The sequence below is a fragment of the Lacticaseibacillus absianus genome (genome assembly GCF_013407595.1).
Taxonomy (GTDB): Bacteria; Bacillota; Bacilli; order Lactobacillales; family Lactobacillaceae; genus Lacticaseibacillus; species Lacticaseibacillus absianus.
Genome location: NZ_JABEKX010000001.1, coordinates 917,969 through 940,777, shown reverse-complemented (window position 1 = coordinate 940,777; position 22,809 = coordinate 917,969). Strand labels below are relative to the sequence as shown.

General features: G+C 47.4%; 23 protein-coding genes. 12 read left to right on the top strand and 11 right to left on the bottom strand.

Annotated elements, in window-relative coordinates; genetic code table 11:
- Position 1: 1 nt before the first annotated feature.
- On the bottom strand, positions 2-1,564 hold the full coding sequence (locus HII33_RS04045) for a hypothetical protein (protein ID WP_179394502.1): 1,563 nt from the start codon (positions 1,562-1,564) through the stop codon (positions 2-4).
- Between the two features lie 1,098 nt (positions 1,565-2,662).
- On the opposite strand from HII33_RS04045, the gene HII33_RS04040 reads away from it, so the two are divergent.
- From HII33_RS04040 to tnpC, 4 genes are read left to right on the top strand one after another with little or no spacing between them, the layout of a single operon-like run.
- Positions 2,663-2,944 (top strand): helix-turn-helix domain-containing protein, encoded by a 282-nt coding sequence (locus HII33_RS04040; RefSeq protein ID WP_179394501.1) that lies wholly within the window; start codon positions 2,663-2,665, stop codon positions 2,942-2,944.
- Between the two features lie 58 nt (positions 2,945-3,002).
- The gene (locus tag HII33_RS04035) at positions 3,003-3,188 is read left to right on the top strand and encodes a hypothetical protein (RefSeq protein ID WP_179394268.1); all 186 of its coding nucleotides are present in this window, start codon (positions 3,003-3,005) and stop codon (positions 3,186-3,188) included.
- Positions 3,178-3,570, top strand: a complete 393-nt coding sequence (gene tnpB, locus HII33_RS04030) for an IS66 family insertion sequence element accessory protein TnpB (RefSeq protein ID WP_179394269.1) — start codon at positions 3,178-3,180, stop codon at positions 3,568-3,570. The genes HII33_RS04035 and tnpB overlap by 11 nt, the downstream gene beginning before the upstream one ends.
- A gap of 16 nt (positions 3,571-3,586) precedes the next feature.
- The gene (gene tnpC / locus HII33_RS04025; protein WP_179394270.1) at positions 3,587-5,116 is read left to right on the top strand and encodes an IS66 family transposase; all 1,530 of its coding nucleotides are present in this window, start codon (positions 3,587-3,589) and stop codon (positions 5,114-5,116) included.
- A 321-nt stretch (positions 5,117-5,437) separates the two neighbouring features.
- Here tnpC and HII33_RS04020 read toward each other — a convergent pair whose 3' ends face one another.
- The 9 genes from HII33_RS04020 to HII33_RS03980 all read right to left on the bottom strand — a co-directional run bounded on the left by HII33_RS04020 (position 5,438) and on the right by HII33_RS03980 (position 14,903).
- Complete coding sequence (locus HII33_RS04020) at positions 5,438-6,094, bottom strand: MAE_28990/MAE_18760 family HEPN-like nuclease (RefSeq protein WP_179394500.1); 657 nt, start codon at positions 6,092-6,094, stop codon at positions 5,438-5,440.
- The gene (locus tag HII33_RS04015) at positions 6,075-7,190 is read right to left on the bottom strand and encodes a DUF262 domain-containing protein (RefSeq protein ID WP_179394499.1); all 1,116 of its coding nucleotides are present in this window, start codon (positions 7,188-7,190) and stop codon (positions 6,075-6,077) included. Before HII33_RS04015 ends, HII33_RS04020 begins: the two co-directional genes overlap by 20 nt.
- A 33-nt stretch (positions 7,191-7,223) precedes the next feature.
- A complete protein-coding gene (locus HII33_RS04010; protein ID WP_179394498.1) occupies positions 7,224-8,156 on the bottom strand; it encodes a BsuBI/PstI family type II restriction endonuclease in 933 nt (310 codons plus the stop codon).
- Positions 8,156-9,679 (bottom strand): Eco57I restriction-modification methylase domain-containing protein, encoded by a 1,524-nt coding sequence (locus HII33_RS04005; RefSeq protein WP_246287261.1) that lies wholly within the window; start codon positions 9,677-9,679, stop codon positions 8,156-8,158. The genes HII33_RS04010 and HII33_RS04005 overlap by 1 nt, the downstream gene beginning before the upstream one ends.
- A 357-nt stretch (positions 9,680-10,036) precedes the next feature.
- On the bottom strand, positions 10,037-11,311 hold the full coding sequence (locus HII33_RS04000; RefSeq protein ID WP_179394497.1) for a tyrosine-type recombinase/integrase: 1,275 nt from the start codon (positions 11,309-11,311) through the stop codon (positions 10,037-10,039).
- Entirely contained in the window at positions 11,304-11,510 is a 207-nt protein-coding gene (locus HII33_RS03995; protein ID WP_003575700.1) for a DUF3173 domain-containing protein, read from the bottom strand. The genes HII33_RS04000 and HII33_RS03995 overlap by 8 nt, the downstream gene beginning before the upstream one ends.
- Positions 11,511-11,587: 77 nt before the next feature.
- Positions 11,588-12,868 carry a replication initiation factor domain-containing protein gene (locus HII33_RS03990; RefSeq protein ID WP_033572651.1) on the bottom strand — a complete coding sequence of 427 codons (1,281 nt, stop codon included), beginning with the start codon at positions 12,866-12,868 and terminating at the stop codon, positions 11,588-11,590.
- A gap of 878 nt (positions 12,869-13,746) precedes the next feature.
- Positions 13,747-14,478, bottom strand: coding sequence for an AAA family ATPase (locus HII33_RS13770; RefSeq protein WP_246287260.1), 732 nt, complete (start codon positions 14,476-14,478; stop codon positions 13,747-13,749).
- A gap of 287 nt (positions 14,479-14,765) precedes the next feature.
- Positions 14,766-14,903, bottom strand: coding sequence for a hypothetical protein (locus tag HII33_RS03980; RefSeq protein WP_179394496.1), 138 nt, complete (start codon positions 14,901-14,903; stop codon positions 14,766-14,768).
- A 98-nt stretch (positions 14,904-15,001) separates the two neighbouring features.
- On the opposite strand from HII33_RS03980, the gene HII33_RS03975 reads away from it, so the two are divergent.
- Genes HII33_RS03975 through HII33_RS03940 form a run of 8 tightly spaced genes read left to right on the top strand, consistent with a single transcriptional unit; the run spans position 15,002 to position 21,836 of the window.
- The gene (locus tag HII33_RS03975; RefSeq protein WP_179394495.1) at positions 15,002-15,727 is read left to right on the top strand and encodes a zinc-ribbon domain-containing protein; all 726 of its coding nucleotides are present in this window, start codon (positions 15,002-15,004) and stop codon (positions 15,725-15,727) included.
- The gene (locus tag HII33_RS03970; protein ID WP_179394494.1) at positions 15,724-16,707 is read left to right on the top strand and encodes a hypothetical protein; all 984 of its coding nucleotides are present in this window, start codon (positions 15,724-15,726) and stop codon (positions 16,705-16,707) included. Before HII33_RS03975 ends, HII33_RS03970 begins: the two co-directional genes overlap by 4 nt.
- Before the next feature lie 56 nt (positions 16,708-16,763).
- On the top strand, positions 16,764-18,143 hold the full coding sequence (locus HII33_RS03965) for a serine hydrolase (RefSeq protein ID WP_179394493.1): 1,380 nt from the start codon (positions 16,764-16,766) through the stop codon (positions 18,141-18,143).
- Positions 18,144-18,157: 14 nt separating this feature from the next.
- Complete coding sequence (locus HII33_RS03960; RefSeq protein ID WP_179394492.1) at positions 18,158-19,291, top strand: PrsW family glutamic-type intramembrane protease; 1,134 nt, start codon at positions 18,158-18,160, stop codon at positions 19,289-19,291.
- On the top strand, positions 19,291-19,737 hold the full coding sequence (locus tag HII33_RS03955) for a hypothetical protein (RefSeq protein ID WP_179394491.1): 447 nt from the start codon (positions 19,291-19,293) through the stop codon (positions 19,735-19,737). Before HII33_RS03960 ends, HII33_RS03955 begins: the two co-directional genes overlap by 1 nt.
- A gap of 33 nt (positions 19,738-19,770) precedes the next feature.
- Positions 19,771-20,526, top strand: coding sequence for a zinc ribbon domain-containing protein (locus HII33_RS03950; protein ID WP_179394490.1), 756 nt, complete (start codon positions 19,771-19,773; stop codon positions 20,524-20,526).
- Between the two features lie 31 nt (positions 20,527-20,557).
- Positions 20,558-20,923: a zinc-ribbon domain-containing protein gene (locus HII33_RS03945; protein WP_179394489.1), complete on the top strand. Its 366-nt coding sequence runs from the start codon at positions 20,558-20,560 to the stop codon at positions 20,921-20,923.
- Between the two features lie 4 nt (positions 20,924-20,927).
- A complete protein-coding gene (locus tag HII33_RS03940; protein WP_179394488.1) occupies positions 20,928-21,836 on the top strand; it encodes a hypothetical protein in 909 nt (302 codons plus the stop codon).
- A gap of 14 nt (positions 21,837-21,850) precedes the next feature.
- On the opposite strand, the gene HII33_RS03935 is transcribed toward HII33_RS03940, so the two are convergent.
- Positions 21,851-22,753, bottom strand: coding sequence for a helix-turn-helix domain-containing protein (locus tag HII33_RS03935; protein ID WP_179394487.1), 903 nt, complete (start codon positions 22,751-22,753; stop codon positions 21,851-21,853).
- Positions 22,754-22,809: the final 56 nt, after the last annotated feature.

The window sequence follows — 22,809 nt, the reverse complement described above, 5'->3', positions numbered from 1 at the left end:
CCTACCTAAAAGTCACGGCAAATGCATGCGGCAGCACCACTGCATAATCCTCCCCGACCAAGTGCAAGTGGATCTCCTGCGTTCCTGCCACCTCTGCATGGGCCACCGGCCGGCCAAACGCGGCAAACGCCTCGGTCTGCGCATACTGAGTCGCGGGGTACAGGCTGACAATGGCGTCGCGCGCTAACGCGGTCTGACACCCAAGGTCATGGTCGATGCGCGCTGTGTCCGCCGAAACCATCACCAAGTCGGTGAACTCGGCCAAAGCCCGCTGCTCAGCGCCGGCTAGGTCCCCGTCAACGGCCACGACCGGATTGTCCGCCAGCGTCACCACCCGCGATTCGGTGGTCGTCACGGCGCGCGTGACCGGCTCCATGCTCCCCGCCTCTAACATATCGTTGCGCACCGTGGTGGTCAGCTCCGCCATTCGGTCCGCCCGCTCGTCTTTCGGTAGCGCCTCAACTTCCGCCATCTCGGCTTTACCTAGCCGATCCATCGGCAGGTGCGCGGGAAACTGCGTCGGTAACTGGATACGGTGCACCTGCGTCAGCAGCTGATCGATGTCCGCCGTCAGGGCTTGCAAGTCGATCGAATGGCCGCGAACGTGCTCGTATTCGCGGGCCAGCAGCTCCGTCGCCGAGATCAGCGTGGTGTACAGCAGGTAGATCGAATCGAAGCTGGTCTGGATCACCGCCGTCGTCGGGTCAAAACTCTGCAGCATCAGCCGCAGCCGCCGCGTCACGAAGGCTTCCGTCTGCCGGCGCTCGATCTCAAGCGCCGCCTGGTCGCCAATGGCCACCGTGACATCCAGGTTACCCGCGGCCTGGCGCGATTCCGCGACCATGGTCGCAAACTGCGCTTGGCCCACCAGCCACGCCAGCGGGCCAGAGGACTTCATCATGGTGCTGTAGGCCGGGATCGCTTCATCGTGAAGCATGCGGCGCAAATGGTCGGCGGCGTCCCCAACCCGGTCAAACGCCAGGTCCGTACAAATATCGTGCAGGTCCACATCGAGCTTGCGCAACCCATTCATCACCGCGTCATAAGCCGTCAGCAGGCGATTGAAATCCTCATATAGCGTCATTGACTCGGTCGAGATGCCGGCGTAGCCCTGAAACTTGTCGATCAGCGCCATATAGTCGCCGATCCGCTTGGTCGACGCCACCACCGTGTTCTCCGCGTCAATCACCCGTTGCATCGCCTTGAGATACTCAATGCCCGCCGCATTGATCCGATAGATCGCCGACTGGACCGTGTGGAACTTGCCCGAATCCATCCGCTCCCGCACCCGGCGTGTCGAGCTAGTCACCAGGTGGGCCTGTTCGACCAGCACCTTCATCACGCCGCGCAGTGTCTCGTCGGTCACCCGGCTTTCGCCCGGGTCCAAATACTCACCATTGTATCTGGCCACCAGATAGTTCATGGTCATCGGCTCGCTGGCCGTGCTGCCATCCCGATACAGCATGGACAGTAGTGTCCATCCCGCCAGCGGATGCCCCTGGCTCCGTCCTAGGTTCATCGCCGTCAGCAGCGACCGTAACGGTTCTGATAATCCCTGTGCCATGAACGGCCTCCCTCTACACTTTTATTACCGCCATTATACCGAATATTGACTGCGAGCTGCAGAAAGGTGAGATCAGCTTTAGAAACTCTGAGTACCGTTGGCCCGAGTTTGGGCTCATCGTCCGACTAAACATGATTTACGCTGACCGATGTCCTAAAAGTATAATTAACAAACCATATACTGTTCAGTATATTTAATTAAGTCTAACTCGGCCATTTTAAAAAGACAACCAAAAATAGTGGCCAGCAACCTCAACAATCTCACAAAGATGAGCAAAACTCTCCCCCGCAGTTGCAGGGATTACACATTCACTACGACTATCACTAACCAAATACTGGAATCACCCCCGCAAAGCAGGGAACATGGTGCGAACTAGTGACCGATATCAGCACATCCCAGTATGTGAAGCGAGAACAGTATATCATACTCGAGCCATATCAGCGCGGACGTAGCGCAATCGTGAACTCCAAAGCGCATGACCACCATGTCTTCTAATACTTGCTTTCCTATTAGAGGACCGAAAGCGATGCGTTGCAAGGGCCTCCCGGAAGGTCTGTGTAAATTTTCGCTCTCACCATATACAGACGGTTTATAGGACAGGTTTTGAAACCATGATTCGAACGGTGACAGGATCTCAATATTATTGGCTAGATGCCGCGATAACAAGTGCATGGCGGGTGTGCTCATCGACGATATTGACTTTAAGTTGGAGAATACCATTCAACTTCACTGTCTCTCCTGCAAAAAAGACCTCCAACTTGCGGAGATCTCCCTAAATAACTAATCTATTCTTCGCTTCAGCACCAATTGATGTAGGGGTAAACAAAGGGCGATTTCTCCCTTTGAATACCGGAGTGTCTCTCGCGAGGCTGAACTACTGAGTTATTAAAATATCCAGCCTAATGGGTACACAGCATATATTTTAATTCTCAGATTTTAAGACTGCTTGCGGGTTGAGGAACGCTGAAGAGCTTGTGTCAGTGCGATAATTTCTTCAACAGTAGATACCTTTTCAACATTAGTACCCACTTGAAAAAGATTCATACGGCTTCATTGAGTCTCAAACGACTTCAAACGGCTAAGAAATCGAGGAAAAAAATGTTTGGAAAAAATTCTGACAACATTGAAAAAAAGATTGGCTTGAACATCAAGCGTATTCGTAAAGCTCAAGGGATGCCCCAGAAAAACCTTGCTGACGAGCTCGGCATTATTGAGCAAACCGTCTCCAAGATCGAGCGTGGCGTGTTCACGCCATCTGCAGATACGATCATGCAGGTTTGTGATGTCCTCAACGTTACCCCAAACGAGTTGATGCTCGATAACCCAGAAATGCAGCAGTGGCAGTCTGAACGTAAGCACCCAATAACAGACCGGATATGATTGCCCCTTGCCGGGCAGTATGATTGCCTCATCAAATCTAAATTGGTGAGGTAATTTTATGGATGAGAAACCTGAGATTGTTCGGATCAAATTAGAGGATGACCAGCGGCGGGCGCCACTGAGCACTGCCACCAAGGCCTTTCAAGTTAAGATTGACACCAACAAAACGGTTGTAGTGTATAACCATATCCAGGGCTATATCCTGGATGCCTTGATGAAGGCGGTGTTCGCCAATGCTCATTGATATCCACAAGCTCAGCGGCATTTATTTGATTTGTGGTAAGACCGACTTGCGTCGTGGTATTGAAGGCTTGGCTGGAGTTATCCAAGAGGAATATCATCTGGATCCGTACAGTCGGGCACTGTTTCTATTTTGCGGGACCCGCAAGGATCGGTTTAAGGCCCTATATTGGGCTGGCGATGGATTTATCCTGCTCTACAAGCGAATTGAGGACGGCCGGCTACAGTGGCCAACGACTCAAAATGAGGTTAAGAAACTCCACGCTAAGCAATTAGAGCGTCTTTTATCTGGTTGGGGATTGGAGTCGACGGTAAACCAGTTTTGTCCAAGAAATAATGGTAGAAAGCCCGTCGCACCAGTGGTACACTCAACCCAACATCAATGAATCGAGGGCTACGCCCATGGTCACTACGACTGAAGATCTGCTCAAACAGGCACTCGAGCAAAATCGAGAACTCATGAAACAAGTTCAGGCGCTCACCGAGCAGGTCGCGTATTTAACTCGGAAACTCTACGGCTCCCATTCGGAGAAGATGACCGATCCTAATCAGCTGTCTCTTCTGGGAGATAACAGTGTTTTTACCGACCCAGAGCAGACTGGGCAACAAAGCGAAGAAATAGTCGTAGTAAAAGCCAAGCGCAAGCCTAAAAGCAGTCGCGGTGAATCAATCGATCCAAAATTGCCCATCGAAGAAACCGTGATCACTCGAAAAAGTGAGCTGTGTGATCATGGTCATCAGCTGGCTAAAGTGGGCAAGCATCTCGTGCGTGAAGTGGTCCAACACATACCAGGCAGATTGTATGTTGAGCGTATCTTTGAAGAGACATACAAGTGTCCGGAATGTGAGCTCGAGGATGGTGTGAGTCACCTGTATCAAGGACAAGCGCCGCAGGCGTTGTTCCCGCACAGTCTCGCGACCTCGTCGCTAGTCGCTGAGTTGCTCTATCAGAAATACATGCTGGGTACACCGCTTTATCGTCAGATATTAGAATGGCGCCGAGCGGGTCTTCTACTCAGTGAGACGACCATGACAAACTGGGTAATCAACGCGGCAGAAATCGTCAGACCAGTCTATGACCTGATGCACGAGTACCTCCTGTCAGAGCGGTTCCTGCAAGGCGACGAAACACCGTTCCAAGTGCTGAGAGAACCGGGTAAGTCGGCAAAGAGTAAATCATACATCTGGGTAGAACGCAGTATTCGCCTCGCCGACCAGCAGGTCGTCTACTACGCTTATGGCAACACCCGCTCTGGTAAGTTCGCGCAGCGAATATACTCAGGCTATACTGGGGTCCTGCAGTGTGATGGCTATGCCGGATATAATCTTCTTGGCGACAGCGTCATCCGTGTTGGTTGTTGGGCGCACGTTCGGCGTAAATTCTACGACGACGCAGCGAAGGTTAAAGGTAAATTTACCAGCACGAAACCGCTAGAGCTGCTCAACCAGATGTTCCACCTTGAGACACAATGGGCGCTCTTATCACCGGCCGAGCGTCTGAAATGTCGACAGGCAGAACTAGAACCTCTGATTGATCAGTTCTGGGCTTGGTGTGATCAGGCCGCGCCGGCGCCGAAATCGCGACTGGGTGTCGCTCTGACCTACGCTTTGAATCAGCGGTGCATGCTTAATCGAGTCTTGGAGTTTGGCGAGATTGATTTGAGCAACAATGCATCAGAGCGGAACATGAAGTCCTTCGTGATTGGACGAAAGAACTGGCTGTTCGCCACCAGCCCAAAGGGGGCCGAAGCCAATGCGATCTGGATGACGATCGTTGAGACTGCCAAAGCCAACGGACTGGATCCACGAAGTTACATTGAGCGACTTCTGCATGGGCTGTCACAACTGTCTGCCTCACCAACGAGGGAACAAGCTGAGGCTTATTTACCTTGGAATCAGCATCTAAAGCCAGCAACTAGCGAAACCGCGTAAGCAATGAAGGGTCGCAATCCAAAAATAGGATTGCGGCCCTTCTCAGTTTGCAAGACGGTCGATTATTGGGTGCTTACACAGAACATCTTCGCCAAGGCAGACATCGCGCGTGATTCTGGTGACGAGAAAATGGAAAAGGCGTACCTGGATGACATCATCCAAATGTACGCCTGGCGAAATGATGATATAAGAGAGATTGCGGAGTGGCTGGATCGACGGTACTTGAATAAATACATCGATAAAATGCAGAAGGAAGTCCGAAGTACCGTGATTGAAAAAACACGATTATAACAATATCTTCAGCAATAAATCATCCTGAAGCTATGCTAGAGAATCACGTCGATACAATTCCGTCTCAGCAGCGGTCATCACTCCTTCGGAAAAAAGATCCATCATCTCTAAAACATGGGAAACTGTTTCATTAAACATCTCAACGTCCACATTGGATCGTTCTCCATGAGCAATCTTGTTTCGGATCATTAGCAAGTCACGATCAATCCATTCCTTTTTCAAGGAAAAATCTAATGGAAGCTCTAGAACACTAATAATTCGATCTAAACGCTTAAAATTCAAATTTGAATCTGTATTAATAAACCTCTTTCCAGTAGTATCAACCAACTTTCTTGTTGGCCTCTCCAATTCTTTTGAATGAATTTCTCGCATAAATTCCTGCAACTGTGCACTGCTTGGTGATTCTCTTACTTTTGAAAGGCTTTGTTGGAAATATACTGCCTGAAATCCATCACGAAGATCGTGCAAAGAAATGTCTCGACTAAAGACAAACACAACATACAAATTCGCAATCGACCGAATGAATCCTTCCCAGCTGCTATATAGGAGCAGATATCCCGCTCGCAAAACAGTTGCATTCTCAGAAGGTTGATTGGCACGAATGTTTAACCGTATAATTTCCTCTCTTCTCCAAAACATCTCTCTATCAATTTTATCCTGAAGGGTTTCAATGTTTTTTACTTTCATCAGCAATGATCTCACTTAGTTTAAGCAGCTTCGAGAAGCGTACTATTGCACGCGTCCCACGTTTTGTCGCATCCTTATACCCTTTCCGGGTAGGTAGTCCTTTTTGAATTGAAACTAACAACTCTGCGTTATTTCTAAACAAATCCAGATTGTTTGCTACCAGTGGGAACAGAACCTCAAAAATACTGCGCAAACATGGTCCATAGTATTTATTCTTCGATTCACTCCACTTTTGAAAAGCATTATCACCCAACGAACTAGCAAGGATTAACGAAGCTTCCCTGAATTTCATTTTTATTTCTTCTAATGCATCATTTCCTAATTGTGGTGAAATCTGTGTAAGGCGTTCAGTCAGATAGCTACTGATATCCTCACCGGAATTTACTACGGTATCACCTAACGTCTGCATGACAACAAAGGCGGAAACAGCATCCTTATCCTCTTGTTCATCTTTTTTCTTGGTAGTAAGTTTGTATATACGCTGAAAATTCGAGTCAGAGTTCATCTCGTTAATTGATTCAAACATCTTTCGTGAAGACATTAAGACTGACACATTTCGAATTTCTTGTGGTTTCAGGGCAAGCCCATTAGTATTTAAGCGCTGGAAAAGCTCGTACTTAATTGAGTTATTGTTACTCCCATCTACAATTATGAATGATAATTTTCTCCTCTTGAAGATACGCCTCAACTCTTCGCCAATATTATGTTCTTTATCCCAGGTCTTCCCCTGTAGCGATGGTAAAAATTTCGTGCTAACCAACTCTAAGCTCGGGAAAACCTGCAAGTCATTTTTTTCAGGATTTCGAAGAATTCCCATAAACTCCAGAATAGTGCTGATGCGCTGTAATCCGTCAATTACATCCCATGTTCCCGCAATGTCTTGCGATACGAATAGAGACGGAATTGGTATACCTAATAGAATAGACTCGATAAAGTCCGATTTATTCTTTATTTCCCACCGAAAGTACCGTTGATATTCTGGAGATATTATCAAATCGTTCTCTTTGTACATATTTGCAATTTCACCAATTGAAATCGAATAAGCATCTGTACGAATCTCCTTGACACTTTCAGTATATTCATCAAACAATGTCATAATTCTCTCTCCCATTCACTGATTTATAGCATTCTACTTTTCGTATGGTCCCATGAACCGATCACCATTCATATGAATCATATGATCAGGGAAATCAGCAATCCAAATTTCGGTTTCCCACGCTATGTTTCCAACAAACTTCTTATAAACAGACCAGTTTTGAAACGCCGTAACAAAAACTAAGCCAGCCTTTCCGGCGTATTCTGACTTAATGCGAGAAACCCGATCTACCGACATTGGTCCAACTGATGACACTGCTTCAATAAGGAATAGCCAATTACGTTTTTCATCAAACAAAACAACATCTGGAATAACATCATGCATCGTCATCGGAAAACCCAAGTTTTCCAGAGCTGATTCTTCAAATTTCAGATCTTTTTCGGCGGTATCTCCAACGTATAGAAGCCTAGCACCGCCGGCAAACCTCGGTGCGAACTGCTCTAAAATTTCCTTGTGCAGCTGATTATGCTTCCCCGGTGTTAATTCAAACTCAAAATCAGAATATTTAACTGGAATCATCGCTTTGTTGCGCTTATCAGCTTGAAGACTCATACGCGAAAGATGTGTTGCCTTGAACTGTACCAAACGCTCAGTGTAACTCTCATCCTCAAAGTGGCGGACTAATTCAAAAAAGTCATCAGACAAAAACCAGCGATAATTCTTTGAGTTCGTCGCAATTCCTTCGGATACGTTATCCCTTACAAGGCCAACGGTGGCCATCTTCTTTGGACCCAGTTTCCGCAAGGACTCACGAGTATTCTCTTTCAGATTCGTGGAATACACATCATTTAGGAATACGAGTCCTTCATGAATCTGAACACCGTAATTTGTGGCCTGTGACCAGCTCATATCCTCTGTAACCTTCGTGGCTGCCAGGATAAAACGCGCCGCCATGCTCTTTTCACTAACTGACTTTGCAAAACCGACATCTTTAAGCATCTGGCAAGCATCGAATAATTTACCCATTAAGCTTCTACCCCAAAGTTCGCCAATATTATTTGATCAATTTTTTCTTGTGTCATTTGTGTGAGTTCGGAAACTTGATACTTCTCACCAAGACTCGCTAGACTATGCGCATCTGGAAATTTCATCGAATTGATCTCCGTTGAGTTAACTTGCGTATTTCCGCTCAACAGCCGATAATATTCGTCGAAAATCGTTGACGACATAACAAGGAATGCACCCCTTAACAAATCACTGGAGCTTGCAACCACGAAATTAAGCTTATTATCTGTACTGATTTGTTTTTCTTTCGAGAAGCGCTCTGCATCGTAATACGCAGTTTGAATACGCCGGGATTCTTCCTTAGTAGAGAAACGCTTAACAAAAATGTAATCTACGTTGTCTTGAAGAAAACCCGCGCGCTTCTTGGATAGATACTGACCATTTTCTCGCTTTAGTCTAACCTCATGACCATCAAAATCGTCAGCATAAAAGATGGGTACATTGTTATCCGAAGGCTCATCCTCAACCAAATCTCGGTTTCTAAAACATACTGTCAGTCCGGTTTTCATTTTCAGACCTGAGTCTAAGAATGTACTGGGTAGAGCAACAGCCCATTTTGCAAGTGCTAACTGAGTCGCATTAGTAATCAAGTAAACTCGCTGCTCCTCGCCAACAACAACTAAATCACGAGAAACGACGATAGATTGACTTTGTTCTAGAGTGGTAATGTCGTCGTGTGACCAAATTTTCACTAAATCGACTCGCTTCTTTTGGAAGACAACAATTACTAGTTCCTGAAGAACTTTGGTGCTTCCAAACACATTGTTTCGATTTTCAAACGCATGTAGTTCGATGACACTACCTTGTGAAAACATAAAGGCACGAAGACGTTCAAAGTACGCGCCACTCATCCATGATCGTGGCACAATAAACACTGATGTAGCATTTGGACGTAACTCAATCGCAGCCTTAACCCAGAAAAATCCATATAGGTTAGGCGCACCGTGTACCACAAAGCTCATTGCATCAGCCTCTAAACTATCTTTCAAGAGTTTCTTGTATGGCGGATTCGCAATCACGAGATCATAGTTAGACTCAAACGAAAATGCGCTATCCTCTAACAGCCCATCTTCTTCGAGGATATAGTTACGTTCGCGAATCTCATATGAGAAATTGAGCCCTGATTCATCCGCCCACGAATCAGTAAGTGAAAGATTTGATTTTAATACACGGAGTGCTATTGGTTCGTTCTCATAAGCTACTAGTTCAATTTTGCAACTCGGATACTTCGAAAATAGTTTCTCAACCACAGCGAGACCCAGAACTCCGGTACCCGCCCCTGGATCCAAAAGCTTAACACTTTGATTATTCAAAACGTCGGCATCATCAATCAGCCGTTCTGCCATATACTCTGCAACAGGCATAGGTGTCGTAAATTGTCCAATCTTTTTCTGCTCTTCTCGACTTAGTTGTCGAAAGAACATCTCGTTAGATTCTGAAATTTTGAGTTTCAGACTTTCAATATCAATTCTCATTCTCAACATGGAACGACCTCATTTCAAAATCTCTCTCTAAACCTCAAATGATGGATTACTTCATAATTTTACCAGCTATTACCTAGAAAAGCATAAACACTCTCACAACGATTATAGCATGGCCTCACCATCAAGAGAACGTTTGTTCGACTAAAATCAAAAACAGAGCCAGCCCAGATTTCTCCGGACTGGCTCTTCATTTTTGGCAGGGTTTTGGCAGGGAACCACTTCAATTCTACCTATTTCAACTCGTTTCACTCAATCGAAAACGCCGTTAAATCAGGCTTTTCATCTCAAGTGTCACCTGCTCTTTATTCCCATTCGAGCGTGTCTTCAGCGGTATTAACCCGCGTCATCACTAGCTTTCTATGCTTCAACTGCCGCTTTGGCGGGGAGTTTGGCGGGGCTTAATTGATCGTACTTCACCGCCTGATTTCCCACGAATCGCACCTGATTCTGGCCCGCCGTCTTGATCGTGATGTTGCCTGCGATCTGTTCGGCGATATCTGCATCCAGCCCACCCCACAAGTGTGAGTAGTGCTTGAGCGTGATCTCAGGTGACGAATGCCCTAAACGCTTAGACAATACCAGTACGGAGACGTTAAACTCATTGATGAGATATGACGCGTGACTGTGGCGTAGCCCTTTGCCTTCGACTGGATGCACCTGCGCCAACTTGGCGTAGCGGTGGATAATCCGTGAAATCGTGGACTTAGTCATCGGCAGGCCATCGTAGGTCATGATGAAGTCATCAACCCCACCCAGACCGAAACTCGTCTGTACCTCACGCCAGCGCCGTAGAATTGCCACGGTATCATCATCAAGCGTCAAGATGCGCTTGCCACTGTCCGTCTTCGTGTAGTCGTGGCGTTCCCAGTCATGGCGGCTCTTCATCACCAGCATGTGGTCAACGTGTAGCTGCTTCTTGGCGAGATCAACATCCCGCCACCACAGCGCCGTGCCTTCGTTGACCCGCACGCCAGTCAGGAAGTACAGCCACAACATCACGAAGTTCAGGTGCCCGTAGATGTCATCAATGCAGATCTGAGCAATAACTTGTTCAAACTCAGCTTTCGTCCAGAACGGCACGCTGCTTTTGGCCTTAGGGATCGCCTTGACCCGCTTCGACACATTGCTGGACAGATACTGCATCTGCACCGCATGATCAAGGGACTTGCGGAAGCAGCCGAACACCAATCCAGCATAGCCTTGCGAGTAGCCCGCACCGCCGTCCTTCTCATCCGTGAGCAGCCACGTGCGGAAGTTCTGCACGTCGGTGATATCGATGTCACGCAACAACTGATCGCCAAACCGTGCGATACAGATATCAAAGCTACGATTACGGACGGCAAAGGTACTTTCCTCCACGTCGGTTTTATACGCTGGGATATACGCATCTTTCATGAACTGGCGATAGGTCATGCGGAAGTTCGTAAACCCATGCGCCTCATGATATTCACGCTTCACCCGCGTGAGTTCCTTATTTGCAGCAAACGCGGTACTGAACGGCATTCCTTGACTGTCCTTCCGCCCTTTCTTGCGGACGCGCTTGCCACTCATCTTGTCGGTGCCTAACTCGGTTTCATAGTAGAAGTTACCTTTGGCGTCTATGAATACGCCTGGATATTTGGTTTTACTCATTCTCAACAGCTCCATTCATCGGTGATCCGAGAATGGACTCAACGACAGAACGCGGCACGCGCCCTAAGTTTCGGTTGAGATACAAGGGATAACCCTTTTGTACCATCCTTTGCTTCGCTTGTCTAATAATATCGCGCGCGGTGTGCTGCTTAAAACCTAATGCCATCAGATCTTGATAGCAGACAAAACTCTTATCCAATTACGTCACTTCCTTCTCATTGATTGAAGTGAGATAATCAAACCAGATAGGACCCAAATCTTATCTGTGAAGGGTGACTACTTGCTTTGGTCGGCATAGTCGCTCTTTTTTGATGTCTCACTCGGTTCTGAATCCGTCAAAACGCCGTTGCGGTGATGCTGATAGTGGTGAATCAAGTCCCAGTGGCGTTGCGTCAACTTGCCGCCGTCAATAATCGCCTTCAGCTCAGTAGTGCCATTGTACTGATCAATCAGCTGCAACATCTTCAGCGACGGCGCGACCTGCTTCTTGAGCCAACGGGTAATGTGCGCGTAACTCAATGGTTCAGGATTGGTAGAAAGTCGCAGCTTGTCGCGATAATTGCCGATGAAAGCATCCCAGCGCGGATCTGTCGCCCACTGACTCTTCGCTTTGTGACTCGGCGTCAAAAAACGCAGGTAGCGATTGATGATGCCGAACACAACTTTCTCTGGATCATGCTCTGCCAACAAATTCTTAATTGCCGCAGCGGCGCGTTTGCGACGTAACCGGACTTCAAAGCGTGTCCGTATCGGCTGATCTTCAATCGCAATCTCAGGGTGCTTCTGGTGTTGCTCAAAAGCCTTGTCGTAAATACAGAAGTACACTTCACTTTGCGGCGACCCCAGATACAAGGTTCTGCCCGATACCTTCCACTGCTTGGTGCGATTATCTCGGAAACCATGAAAACGTGAGGTGAATTCATCACGGTCACACTTCTCAATCAAGGTTGGTACGTCAAGCAAGCCATTGCGATCATTGATGGCGAGGTCAACTCGGGTGAAATGACCGTCAAGCGCAATGCACGTCTCTAGGAAGTCGTACCAGGTGCGATTCTGCTGGCGCAAATACGATTCAACATAGCGGCAGCCTTGGCCCTTCAGTTCAATCATTGTGCCACTGTCTTCGCTTGGATCATAACCGTCTGCATTCACATCTTGATACGGCGACAGCAACACATCGATTTCACCACATTTGAAGGTCGCCGCGTACCCGTATCGCGCCCCTTCTTTGAGATTAAAGTGATTCAGGTTAATCTGGAACAGTTCGGTCACCAGTTCTTCATAGTCGTGCGACTTGAAGGTAACGCCCAAGTAATCAATACAGACGTCAACGTTGTTCTGGCCGGTCAACGACCGCAGTGCCAACGTCAATCGCAACCGCGCTTGTTGGTTAATCGGCTTGTTTCCCGTCAGCAGCTGGTTCAAATGCGATCGACTGTAATCAGCCGTCTTCGCTAATTGGCCCTGAGTGATCTTGTGCGTGCGCATCTCATCATGAAACTGGTTTAGCCAGTCGGTATTCGTCATCCCGCCGACTAAGTTCAAATCTTTCAGCATGTTAGCTCCTTTCGAAGCGACCTGACAGCAAAGCCTTCTTTCTGCTTACGCAAAGTGGCTTGCCACCGGCGCTTTCGTCCTACTTACGTGTATTTTGTCTCTAATATTTGCCCCCCTATTAGAGACCGGGGGCTTGTGGCGGCCGGCTAACGCCGACCGCCGCCGCTCGCACTAGCGGCTTTCGCGCTGCACGCCGCGCGCGGCGGCGCTGCGTTGCAAGACCCTTCCGGAAGGTCTATGAGAACTTTCGCTCTCACCATATACAGACGGTTTGTAGGACGCGTTTTGAAACAAAAATTCGAACTGTAACGTGCTTTTAATATAGAGGATCATAATCCCACAAGACTTCCAGTTAACTCGAAATTAATTCTCTCCCATCAAAAAAAGCCCATATCATTGCCAATAAAAGCAATAATATGGACCTCAAGATGAAATAAACCAACGCTTACACTATCATAGAACTCCCCATCTAAAGCGAATGCAATGCCACCCTTTCGTACACGAACTGGCGCATGAGTTTTTTTGCGTGTCGATAGTTCTGGAAATATGGAATATCTTGTTTGAACAGATTTACTAAATCAGATTTAGTCTTGAAAATTGATTGTTCTGCTTGACTAAGCTCACCCCATATCTCAGTTACGATATCGTGCACAATTCGATTGAATGCATCCGAATTCAATGAGGTAAATTCAATAAATGCATCAAAGCGGTAAAACATTGCATCACCGAGCGTCTGTCTAATTTGCTCAATGTTTTCAAAGTTTGCTGTACAAATAATAATCCCTTAATAATCAGATTCTCCGTCTCGACGTGATAATTTCTGTCCTCAAAAACACCCTCATCAAACAATTGATAGAATGCATTCTAAAATCCTGAGCTTACTTTATCAAATTTCCCAGTTTATCAAATTCATCAAGCAAAATTACGTTGGATTCCCGATTCGCAAGGTCCCACGCAAAACTACGTTGACTATGTTCGGCGCCAAATAAATAATCTGCTGCCGATGGATTCTGGAACATTGACAACTGTTGCCGTGACAACGTGCCACTCAGTATTTCACCCAACAGATTCGCTGCTTCGGTTTTTCCAACTCCAGAGGGCCCATAAAACATCAGAACAAGCGGTATATGGTGATTGCTACGATGCTGATATTCAGTTAGTACAGTGAATAAAGTCTGCAATGCATTCCTTTGTGAATATATATTCTCGGGAAATTTTTCATAGAATTCCTTGATGTCATCTTTAGAGATTTCCAAAAATTTATTTTTCAATACCTCTGTTTTATCTGGATAAGATGCCATTAATTGATGGACGACGACTCTCGGTGGATTCTGAAGAACAATGTTTTCTGCAAATTCCACTGCCAATCGTAAACTCTCTGATAAAGTTTCAATTCCTGACTGAGTTATTGCTGCAAAAGACTCAGAAGTTCCATAGAGAGTCTTACCCGATAGCTTTTGTCTAAACTTATCTTCATCTGCGGCCTCGATTACGTTGTGATTAGTCTGATCATAGAACGTGACATATGTCTCTAGTGCTATCAGATCAGGCATAGTTATTTGTTTGTCAAAGAAACTCCGCGGGCCAATTACTAATTTAATTTTTCTCATTTACAATTCCCGTTAAGATAATATCAAACATCGCTAACCCGGCTTCAACCATGTCGGATAATCTATCAATCTTCTTCTCAATCTTTAAATCTGTCTCAAGATTATGAGTTAGTGACGTCACCGGCTCAGTCGCTGTTGGTTCTTGAAATGATTTTGAAAAATTAAGTGTACTAAGCAATTTATTCCCTGTCGATTTGCCAAAAAAGGCTGGCGCAAGTTAGCCGCCGTCGAGTATTACATTGAGCCGCCCTACAAAGACTGGAATAGAAAGCTGACAGACAACGATGTCACTTACGCCCAGCAAAAGTATGGTCTTCGGTATCTGGAGGACGAGTTTCAAGAAATTCCAGATCAAAATGTCGCCAACTTGAACTATTAATTTCCATCCGCTGTGTTTCAACGAGTCCTGCATTGATGAGGGTCATTGGGGGGCTTCTTTGTGGTGGCGTTGCATATTCACAATTTTGAGCATTAGCTACTGAAGATGTGCTACTATAGATACATTAATGGGGAGGTTGCGATCATGGCGAGTGATCAACAACAGATAGTGTTCTGTCCCAACTGCAGCGCACCGGTTGAACCAGGACAGCAGTTTTGTGACCAGTGCGGCGTGCGCCTGGCTGATTATATGCCCGAAAACAATGTGGCGACGCCCGAGGCGCCAGTTGCCGGGCCGAAGAAAGAAGCATCTGATTCAGTTACTAAAAATGAACAAGAGAAAAAGCAGGCCTTACCTGAACAGCCAGAATCAGAAGGTGTCACCCCGAGTGATGCTGAGGAATCGTCGGCCGCTCCGGAGCCGAAAGACGAGGATGCGCCCGTTCACGAAGAACAGACCACAGCAGAACCGGACGAGTCAGAAAGGGCCGTTCAGGAAGACGTACAGTCCGAAGAATCAACGTCCGAGAATGAGACATCTGATCCCAATATCGACGCACTAGCTGCTGAACCTATGCCAGTTGCCGAAGATGCAACCATCCCAGACAACAGTGCGAATGATGCCGATGCATCTGTTCATGAAAGACGCTTCAGCTTTTTGGCTTTGTTCGGCTATATCTTTGGTCTCGGCTGCTGGTTCATCAACCTCTGGGGAGTCGTTGGTGTTCTGGCAATCATTTTTAGCATCTGGGCATTAGTGACAAAGGTCCACCGCCTGTCCAAAGTCATGGCGGTTATGGGCCTAATTGGCGGTACCGTCAACGTTGCTTACGCGATTGCCGTCTTTGTGACTGGGGGGATGACTTTATGAAACGGTTCATACGCTTAATCTGTCTGTGTTTCCTAGGACTGATCGTACTTTCTGGTTGTGATCTGCCGGGCCAATTCGTCGGAAAAAATCCATTTGCTGCAGGAACGTCAGCACGGGGGCACCACATTGCCAGCAAAGCGTCCTCAGTAAAGAAGTCGTCTAATCAGCCTAAGGCCATCGCATATAGCGATGCCTCTGCCGAAATCACTCGGAATATTCATTTCTCATTTAAGGCCGAGGAGGACGACACAACAGGTCTCAAGGTTGGAGTAATCTATATCATTACCATGACTGTTGAAAACGATTCCTCCACACCCATCATTTTTGATAAATCAAAATTTCTATTGGTTGCACGCGATTGGCCAGAGAATAAAAAAAGTGCCAAAAGCGGAAAGATTCAGCTTGATTCCGGAGGCAAAACAACAATCCATAGTCTTTTTACAAAAGTCGGCGGACAATCGTTGGTCGGTCCGGGTATCTTTGTCTATTTAAGTTTGCAACACCCGCTGGCATATTCCTACAACTGTTTTGAGTCTGGTGGCGTGACCTCGAACAACTTGAAGGATAAAAAACTGATCGAAATGAATGCTCCGAAGCAGACTAATTCTGCGTCATCTTCAAGCAGCAGCGACAACAACCCGTCGGCTAATACAGATGACACAGACGATGATACGGACGACACCAGTGATACCAGTTCAAGCGGAACCGTTGATATGAAGAATTTAACGCAGAGTCAGTTGCTGGACTGGGTGCGCGCTGCTTTGGCAGATAATGGTTGGCGACTTGATAAGATAAAAGTTGAATTACAACCAGCATTTGAAGATGGTTATGCAGTTGTCCGGGTCTACACACCAATGACAGGCGATCCCAGTATTATGAAACGGGATTGTATTTATCGCGTCAACAGTGATGGGGAGCTGGAAGTATCCATGGGCGACGGTAACTTCACCGTTGTATCAACACCTTATCCCGATAATTAAAAAGCACAAATGCTCCATCGATTCAGGAAAAATATGAAGAGGAATGTGATCATCCAATGAAATGCCCCTACTGCGGCGCCATAAACCCGCCCGATGCCGATTTCTGTTTGAATTGCGGTAAAAAGCTACCGAAAAGTATGCCGACCCAGACAGACAAGAAGGAATGTCCCCGCTGTCACCATCTGAATGCTCTCGATTCCAAGTTTTGCGAAAACTGCGGTTATGAATTTACGGATGCCGAGCCGGAACCAGCACAAACAATGGATTCGTCAGTGGAAAACACGCCGGATACCCCGACTGCTCCCAGTGAACCGAATCAGCCAAGTCCGGAGAAGAACGCTGCTGACATAGCAAGCCCACAACTAGGCACGCCACCCAATCAGCCGCCTGTCCCTCCCCAAGCAGCCACGCCTGCCAATCACCGGAAAGTTCCCGCTATTCTAGCTATTATTGTACTCATCGCGCTGATGGCCGGTACTGGCTGGGTGGTTTATAACCGATACTTCCGCCAGTCCGCCGCACCAAAAACGACGAAAGTGGCCAAAACCACCCGCAAGTCTCCGGCGCGTAAAACCAAGGCAGCAGCCAGCTCTTCTTCCGAGAAAGCCAGCTCTTCCTCAAAGTCGTATAACACCCAACTCTACGACGAAGTACAAGCTGCGGTGAACCAAACAATGGGCCAGATTCCGGGTGATAATTCCGTCTTTGTGTCCGCTTCTGACGAGCTCCATCTAAAACACTTTGTACAGAACAATCGACCGCAAAGAGCGGCCAGCATTATCAAGATTTTCATCATGGTGACGGCGTTTGCCAAGGCACAAAATGGCGACCTCAATCTGGCGGATACATATACAGTAGCTGGCGCCGACAAAGTCAGCGGCACCGGCGATATGCAGAACATGCCGGATGGCACGACTCTTTCCTATCGTCAGGTGATGGATCACATGATGGAGAAATCAGACAATATGGCAGCCAATGTCATGATCGATTATCTGGGCGGTCTCGATGTGGTCAACCAAGAAATCAAAAAGCTTGGGTTCCCCGATACTGTGCTCGAACGCAAGATGATGGATACCGATGCCTTAGCTGCTGGCAAAGACAATATGACCAGCGTACAGGACCTAGGCGATGCGCTTACCTTAATTAATAACGGCAAGCTCATAAGCAAAGAGGCCGATAACCAAATGATGGCCATTATGAAAAACAATCAAAACCACGAAAAGCTGCCGGCAAAAATCACCAATGCCACGGCCATCTATAACAAAACTGGTGAATTTGGGCAATACGGCGTGGAAAATGATGCGGCAATTGTCCAAGGCGACCGACACGTCTTCGTCGCTGTCGTCATGTCGCAAAATGGCCATTCCGGCGAACAAATCGAAGCAGAAAGCAATCTGGGTGAGAAACTTTCCCACATTTTGCTGGATGCCGACTGAAGGGGGGGCTCAATATGAAATTCTGTCCGAATTGCGGGAAACCGCTTAAACCCAGTGCAAAGTTTTGTCCAAAATGCGGCTATCGCTTGCATACCAGCGCTACGCCAACCCCCAACACGTCTCAACCTAGCCCGGTCCCCACGATGTCTGTCCCATCAACTCCGTCAGCGACGAACCAATTTGTAACTTCGTCCAAGGCCGCGGCGGCCACGATGAAGCTCGTCTTTTCTCAGGTCTTTCAAAAGCACAGCCAGGCAGAAGCCGAAGAAATCTTCATTGCGGGTACACAAAGGACAACACCCGCATTAAGTGCTGTTAAATCGGACTGGGGCCGTCCATGGCTTTTTGCCCGCGTCTTCGCTCTATTCGCCATCAGCTTCTGCGGTCTCCTGTTTGTGGCCGTTAGCGACAACAACGCACTGATGATTCCAGGCGTGATCTTAACTGGGGCCTTCGCCGTCCCTCTGAGCGCACTGGTGTTTTTCTTCGAAATGAATGCCTACAAAAACATCAGCTTCTACGAAACCCTCAAGGTGTTTGTTCTCGGCAGCGTTCTTTCTCTGCTGGTAACCATGTTCCTCTACCAGTTCGTCTCTTTTTCAGCTCAGGAGCAGTACTATGGCACCTTCACCTGGGGCGATACCATCAGCATCGGCATTGCCGAGGAGCTGGGCAAAGTGCTGATTGTTGCCTACTTCGTTAAGAAGAGCAATTATTCCTATATCCTAAATGGCATGCTCATTGGGGCCGCTATCGGCGCCGGCTTCGCGGCTTTCGAAACGGCCGGTTACATCTACAACGCCGGTGATGAATTACTGGACGTGGCTCTGTTGCGGGCCATTACCGCCACTGGCAGCCATGTTGTCTGGACCGCCATCACCGGTGCGGCGTTAGTCGCCGTGAAGAGAAATGCCCCATTGGACGGCAAAACGTTCTTCCAGGGAAAGTTTCTCGGCTATTTTGCCGCGGCCATTGCGCTCCATGCGGTTTGGGACAAGGCGACCGTCATTCTCGACAGCCAATTACTCACAATCATTACTGTCACCATCGTTGGCTGGGCGCTCCTCTATAACCTCATGGGTGAAGGCTTGGCAGAGATTCAGGCACGGAAACAAGGTATGCAAATAACTTCAGGAGGAAAAGCATAATGGCATCATTGGATACAATTGTTCGCTACAAGCAGTCGCTCGGGTTTTCTGCCGATGCAGACAAGATCATCTTTGCGCAGTCAGACTTGCATAACAACGTACTTCTTGGCGGGATTGTTAACGGTCTGATCAATACCATGTATTACATTAGCTTTGAGCAAACCGGTCTTTTGTTTATGAAAGTCGCCGTGAGCCCTACACTCCACTATCAGTTGACAGGTGAGGACAAGCTGATTCCGCTCAGCGCTATTCGTTCCCTATCCTTTGAACCGGTTAAGTTCTCTGCCAGGTTCACCACAGGGAAAAACCGGTTAACGCAAATTGAACTAAAAATCGTTGGTACAGATGGTAATGTAATGACCCTCGCTGCGCAAAAGCTCATTCCAGGCAGCCCTTGGATAAAACAAAACCTACAAAACGTTCGCCACATGCTCGGGGATATCTGAAGCCACTCTGGTCTTTGGAAGGAGAAATCAATCATGATCAAGATTTGTACCAAATGCGGTTACCATAACGTGGTCCAAGCCAAATTCTGCATTCGTTGCGGCGCCAAACTGGGTATTGCCACGGATGAGGCCAACCTGATATCCGAATCACCCGCAACGCCGCCGGCCAATGTTCCCACGCCGACACCTGCGAATCAGAGCGCTGCCGACAGTCAATCCGCCAACTCCGAAGCCGACAATGGGCCAGCGTCTGTGAATGCCAGCAACCCCTACCAACAATTTAATTCGACGAGTACACCGGCTCAACAGGCTGCCCAACCGGTTACTGAAAGCCCAAGTATTGGCCAGCGCACCAATAAAAACTCATTTTGGATAATCATTTTAGGCCTCGCAGTTGTTCTTACTATCACGATCATCTTCCTCGGCAAGTCCGGTTTTGGTAAAAGCGATGCGGAAAAACGGGCAGATCTGACCAGTGAGTTTAACAAGCAGCTCGAAGATAAAGGATTTTCCCAGTACGCTAGCTTTGACGTCAAGAGTAAAGACCTTGTTGTGATTCATGTAAAAAGCGATCTCGCCCGCGAAGCAGAAGAGATCATCGCAAACGGTCAAGACTCAAGTTACTATGATGATTGGTCCCAATTCACGGACGGCGTAACAAAAATGTCTAGCAATCTGCAAAAGAATTACGGTGATGGCATCACAATTGAAGTGCTCAATCCAGATAATGAAAGTCGAACAATATTTTCGGTGAGGGACGGTACTGTAACGTACGACGTTACCGACTAGATCCACTACAAAACGGTTAAGAAGTGATCTTATGCACTATTGTCCTTATTGCGGAGCCAAGATTCAAGAAAACGCAAAGTTTTGCCCATCCTGTGGGCATAGCTTGGTTATTGACCAGCAACAATCGTCCCAACCTAACCAAGCCGCTCCCCAACAGTCTGCCGAAGGCCAATCCAATCAATCTGTGCCACAAACACAAGCCAGAAATAATACCCATCCCGCAGACGATAAATTAATCTACTGGGTGACTGTATTAATTGTGGTAATCATTTCGCACATTGCTGGAATGAGCTGGGTAGAGAACATTCTCACCGGTATTTTCGTATCGATCATCGTCACCATGATCGTGGCCGCCGTGCGCAGTAACCATGCAGCCGAAAGAAACGAAAGAAGATAATCCTATGAAAAGAAGATCTGTCCTGCTTCTCTTCTGTTTGGTGGTCGCCGTTTTCGTCCTGACTGGCTGTCAGCTGATCAACAAAAAAGGAACGCAAAAATCCACCGACACAAGTAAAATCAGTAAACAGACTGTTTCGGAAGTGTACTACACCGATCTCTCAAAAGCAGATCGCGCCAAGTTCAACTTTGCCTTCAAAGCCACCGAAGACAGTACCGGCGCCCCCAATCCCGGCGAGGAAGACACAATCCGTATGGCAGTGACTAACCACACCAACAAGATTGTCCAATTTGACCGCAGCAAATTCATGATTTTCGCAGACGCCGAACACAAAAAAGTGAGTAAACTCACCGGTCTGCTCACCGTAAAGCCAGGTGAGACAAAGAAGATCACTGAGATATTTGACCACGTCAATGGTCAATTTCTTGTCGGTGCTGGTATCTTTCTGTATTTAAACCAGCATTACCCCTTGGCCTACACATACTATGCATTCCGCAAAGATGGCGTGACTTCGGCGAACCTGACAGATAAGAAGCTAATCAAGATCAACACGCCGCACCAGGAAAGTCAAGAATCCTCGCAGGGTGATGCGAGAAGCACTACTCAGAGCGCAAATGAATCATCGAGTTCATCACAAGAAAACGATGAAGCTGCCGGAAATAGCACCGCCGGTTCGACACAATCTACTGTAATCACTAATGCTGCTCAGGCAATTGCACTAATGGCGCATGCAGATTCAGTAATTGCAGATACGTTAACCGCAAAGCCTGTCGCGGGCGGGTGGCTCGTTACTCAAAAAGAAACTGGAGCTCTTACTTGCACTGTACACCCTGATGGCTCAGCAACCTGGGATGATGGTACCACCCAAAGTTATGCAGAACTCACTGCGCCAACTACAAGCGGCAATCCGTGATTGATGCATTGCAACTAGGAAACCGTTTCGTAGTCAGCATACAATTGTCCAACATCAAACAAATCAGTACTGAAATGCTGCCGTTTCATCAACGGCGCAATCTGCGGCACAAGCTCATGCAAATTTCTGTCTGCCCGGGAAATCATCAAAAAATTCAGAGTCAATGCCGTCTGCTTAAAACTGACGGTTTGTTTGCCCTCAACATTAGCGCAAATTTCCTTAACAATGGAATAAGTGAAATCCTCTTCAGCAGTCAAGGGCAAAACTGAATGAATCGCATCAAGAGCGGTTCGCGCGACAGTTACCTGATCCGCCCGCAGCAACCGCAACACCCCTTCCTGATAAAGGATAAAAACACTCAGGGAAAAGAATACCGGTAGTTGCGGCGTCTGTCTTTGCAGCTGTCCGGCGGCAGCATTTAGCACTGTTGGCAGTGATTGTAAAGTTGTAACGTGTACCAACTGTTTGGCCAAGGCAGCACTAAATGTTGACCATCCAGTCGAATCAAGAACCTTGGTCATTGCGAAGGCAACTGATTGATTAAACGTATGTGTTTCCAAGTTAAACTTGTTTTTCAACAATAAGTCGCACAAAATACGATATTCAGCATGGTTTGCCGCCTCCTCAGTTTTTTCAATTGTCGCGGGAAATTTTTCAACTGCTTTTTCGTTACCTTGATCGGCTTGATACAACAACGCCTGCAGCAGATTCCCGGCGCCGTCTTTCTCTGACGGTATAAAAATCGACCAGTCTGCCTGCATCCGATCCAGTAGCCGAATAAAGGTGACCGCTGATAAGTGCGTTTTCCCTTGCTCAAAACGCGATAGTGTACTGGCCGATACAATACCAGCACTCACTTGACGCAAGCTGAGTTGGCGTTCTTGCCGCAGTTGTTTGAACGTTTCTTCAATCATCATGTTTTCGATTCTCTTTCTTCACGTAATCCTTCCAGCGAGTGAGATTTTTCTGACCG

What these genes read in the sequence shown, in the direction of transcription:
- HII33_RS04045 (WP_179394502.1), bottom strand. Translation starts at nt 1,564, where the DNA reads ATGGCACAGGGATTATCAGAACCGTTACGGTCGCTGCTGACGGCGATG.
- HII33_RS04040 (WP_179394501.1), top strand. Translation starts at nt 2,663, where the DNA reads ATGTTTGGAAAAAATTCTGACAACATTGAAAAAAAGATTGGCTTGAAC.
- HII33_RS04035 (WP_179394268.1), top strand. Translation starts at nt 3,003, where the DNA reads ATGGATGAGAAACCTGAGATTGTTCGGATCAAATTAGAGGATGACCAG.
- tnpB (WP_179394269.1), top strand. Translation starts at nt 3,178, where the DNA reads ATGCTCATTGATATCCACAAGCTCAGCGGCATTTATTTGATTTGTGGT.
- tnpC (WP_179394270.1), top strand. Translation starts at nt 3,587, where the DNA reads ATGGTCACTACGACTGAAGATCTGCTCAAACAGGCACTCGAGCAAAAT.
- HII33_RS04020 (WP_179394500.1), bottom strand. Translation starts at nt 6,094, where the DNA reads ATGAAAGTAAAAAACATTGAAACCCTTCAGGATAAAATTGATAGAGAG.
- HII33_RS04015 (WP_179394499.1), bottom strand. Translation starts at nt 7,190, where the DNA reads ATGACATTGTTTGATGAATATACTGAAAGTGTCAAGGAGATTCGTACA.
- HII33_RS04010 (WP_179394498.1), bottom strand. Translation starts at nt 8,156, where the DNA reads ATGGGTAAATTATTCGATGCTTGCCAGATGCTTAAAGATGTCGGTTTT.
- HII33_RS04005 (WP_246287261.1), bottom strand. Translation starts at nt 9,679, where the DNA reads ATGTTGAGAATGAGAATTGATATTGAAAGTCTGAAACTCAAAATTTCA.
- HII33_RS04000 (WP_179394497.1), bottom strand. Translation starts at nt 11,311, where the DNA reads ATGAGTAAAACCAAATATCCAGGCGTATTCATAGACGCCAAAGGTAAC.
- HII33_RS03990 (WP_033572651.1), bottom strand. Translation starts at nt 12,868, where the DNA reads ATGCTGAAAGATTTGAACTTAGTCGGCGGGATGACGAATACCGACTGG.
- HII33_RS13770 (WP_246287260.1), bottom strand. Translation starts at nt 14,478, where the DNA reads ATGAGAAAAATTAAATTAGTAATTGGCCCGCGGAGTTTCTTTGACAAA.
- HII33_RS03980 (WP_179394496.1), bottom strand. Translation starts at nt 14,903, where the DNA reads ATGACCCTCATCAATGCAGGACTCGTTGAAACACAGCGGATGGAAATT.
- HII33_RS03975 (WP_179394495.1), top strand. Translation starts at nt 15,002, where the DNA reads ATGGCGAGTGATCAACAACAGATAGTGTTCTGTCCCAACTGCAGCGCA.
- HII33_RS03970 (WP_179394494.1), top strand. Translation starts at nt 15,724, where the DNA reads ATGAAACGGTTCATACGCTTAATCTGTCTGTGTTTCCTAGGACTGATC.
- HII33_RS03965 (WP_179394493.1), top strand. Translation starts at nt 16,764, where the DNA reads ATGAAATGCCCCTACTGCGGCGCCATAAACCCGCCCGATGCCGATTTC.
- HII33_RS03960 (WP_179394492.1), top strand. Translation starts at nt 18,158, where the DNA reads ATGAAATTCTGTCCGAATTGCGGGAAACCGCTTAAACCCAGTGCAAAG.
- HII33_RS03955 (WP_179394491.1), top strand. Translation starts at nt 19,291, where the DNA reads ATGGCATCATTGGATACAATTGTTCGCTACAAGCAGTCGCTCGGGTTT.
- HII33_RS03950 (WP_179394490.1), top strand. Translation starts at nt 19,771, where the DNA reads ATGATCAAGATTTGTACCAAATGCGGTTACCATAACGTGGTCCAAGCC.
- HII33_RS03945 (WP_179394489.1), top strand. Translation starts at nt 20,558, where the DNA reads ATGCACTATTGTCCTTATTGCGGAGCCAAGATTCAAGAAAACGCAAAG.
- HII33_RS03940 (WP_179394488.1), top strand. Translation starts at nt 20,928, where the DNA reads ATGAAAAGAAGATCTGTCCTGCTTCTCTTCTGTTTGGTGGTCGCCGTT.
- HII33_RS03935 (WP_179394487.1), bottom strand. Translation starts at nt 22,753, where the DNA reads ATGATGATTGAAGAAACGTTCAAACAACTGCGGCAAGAACGCCAACTC.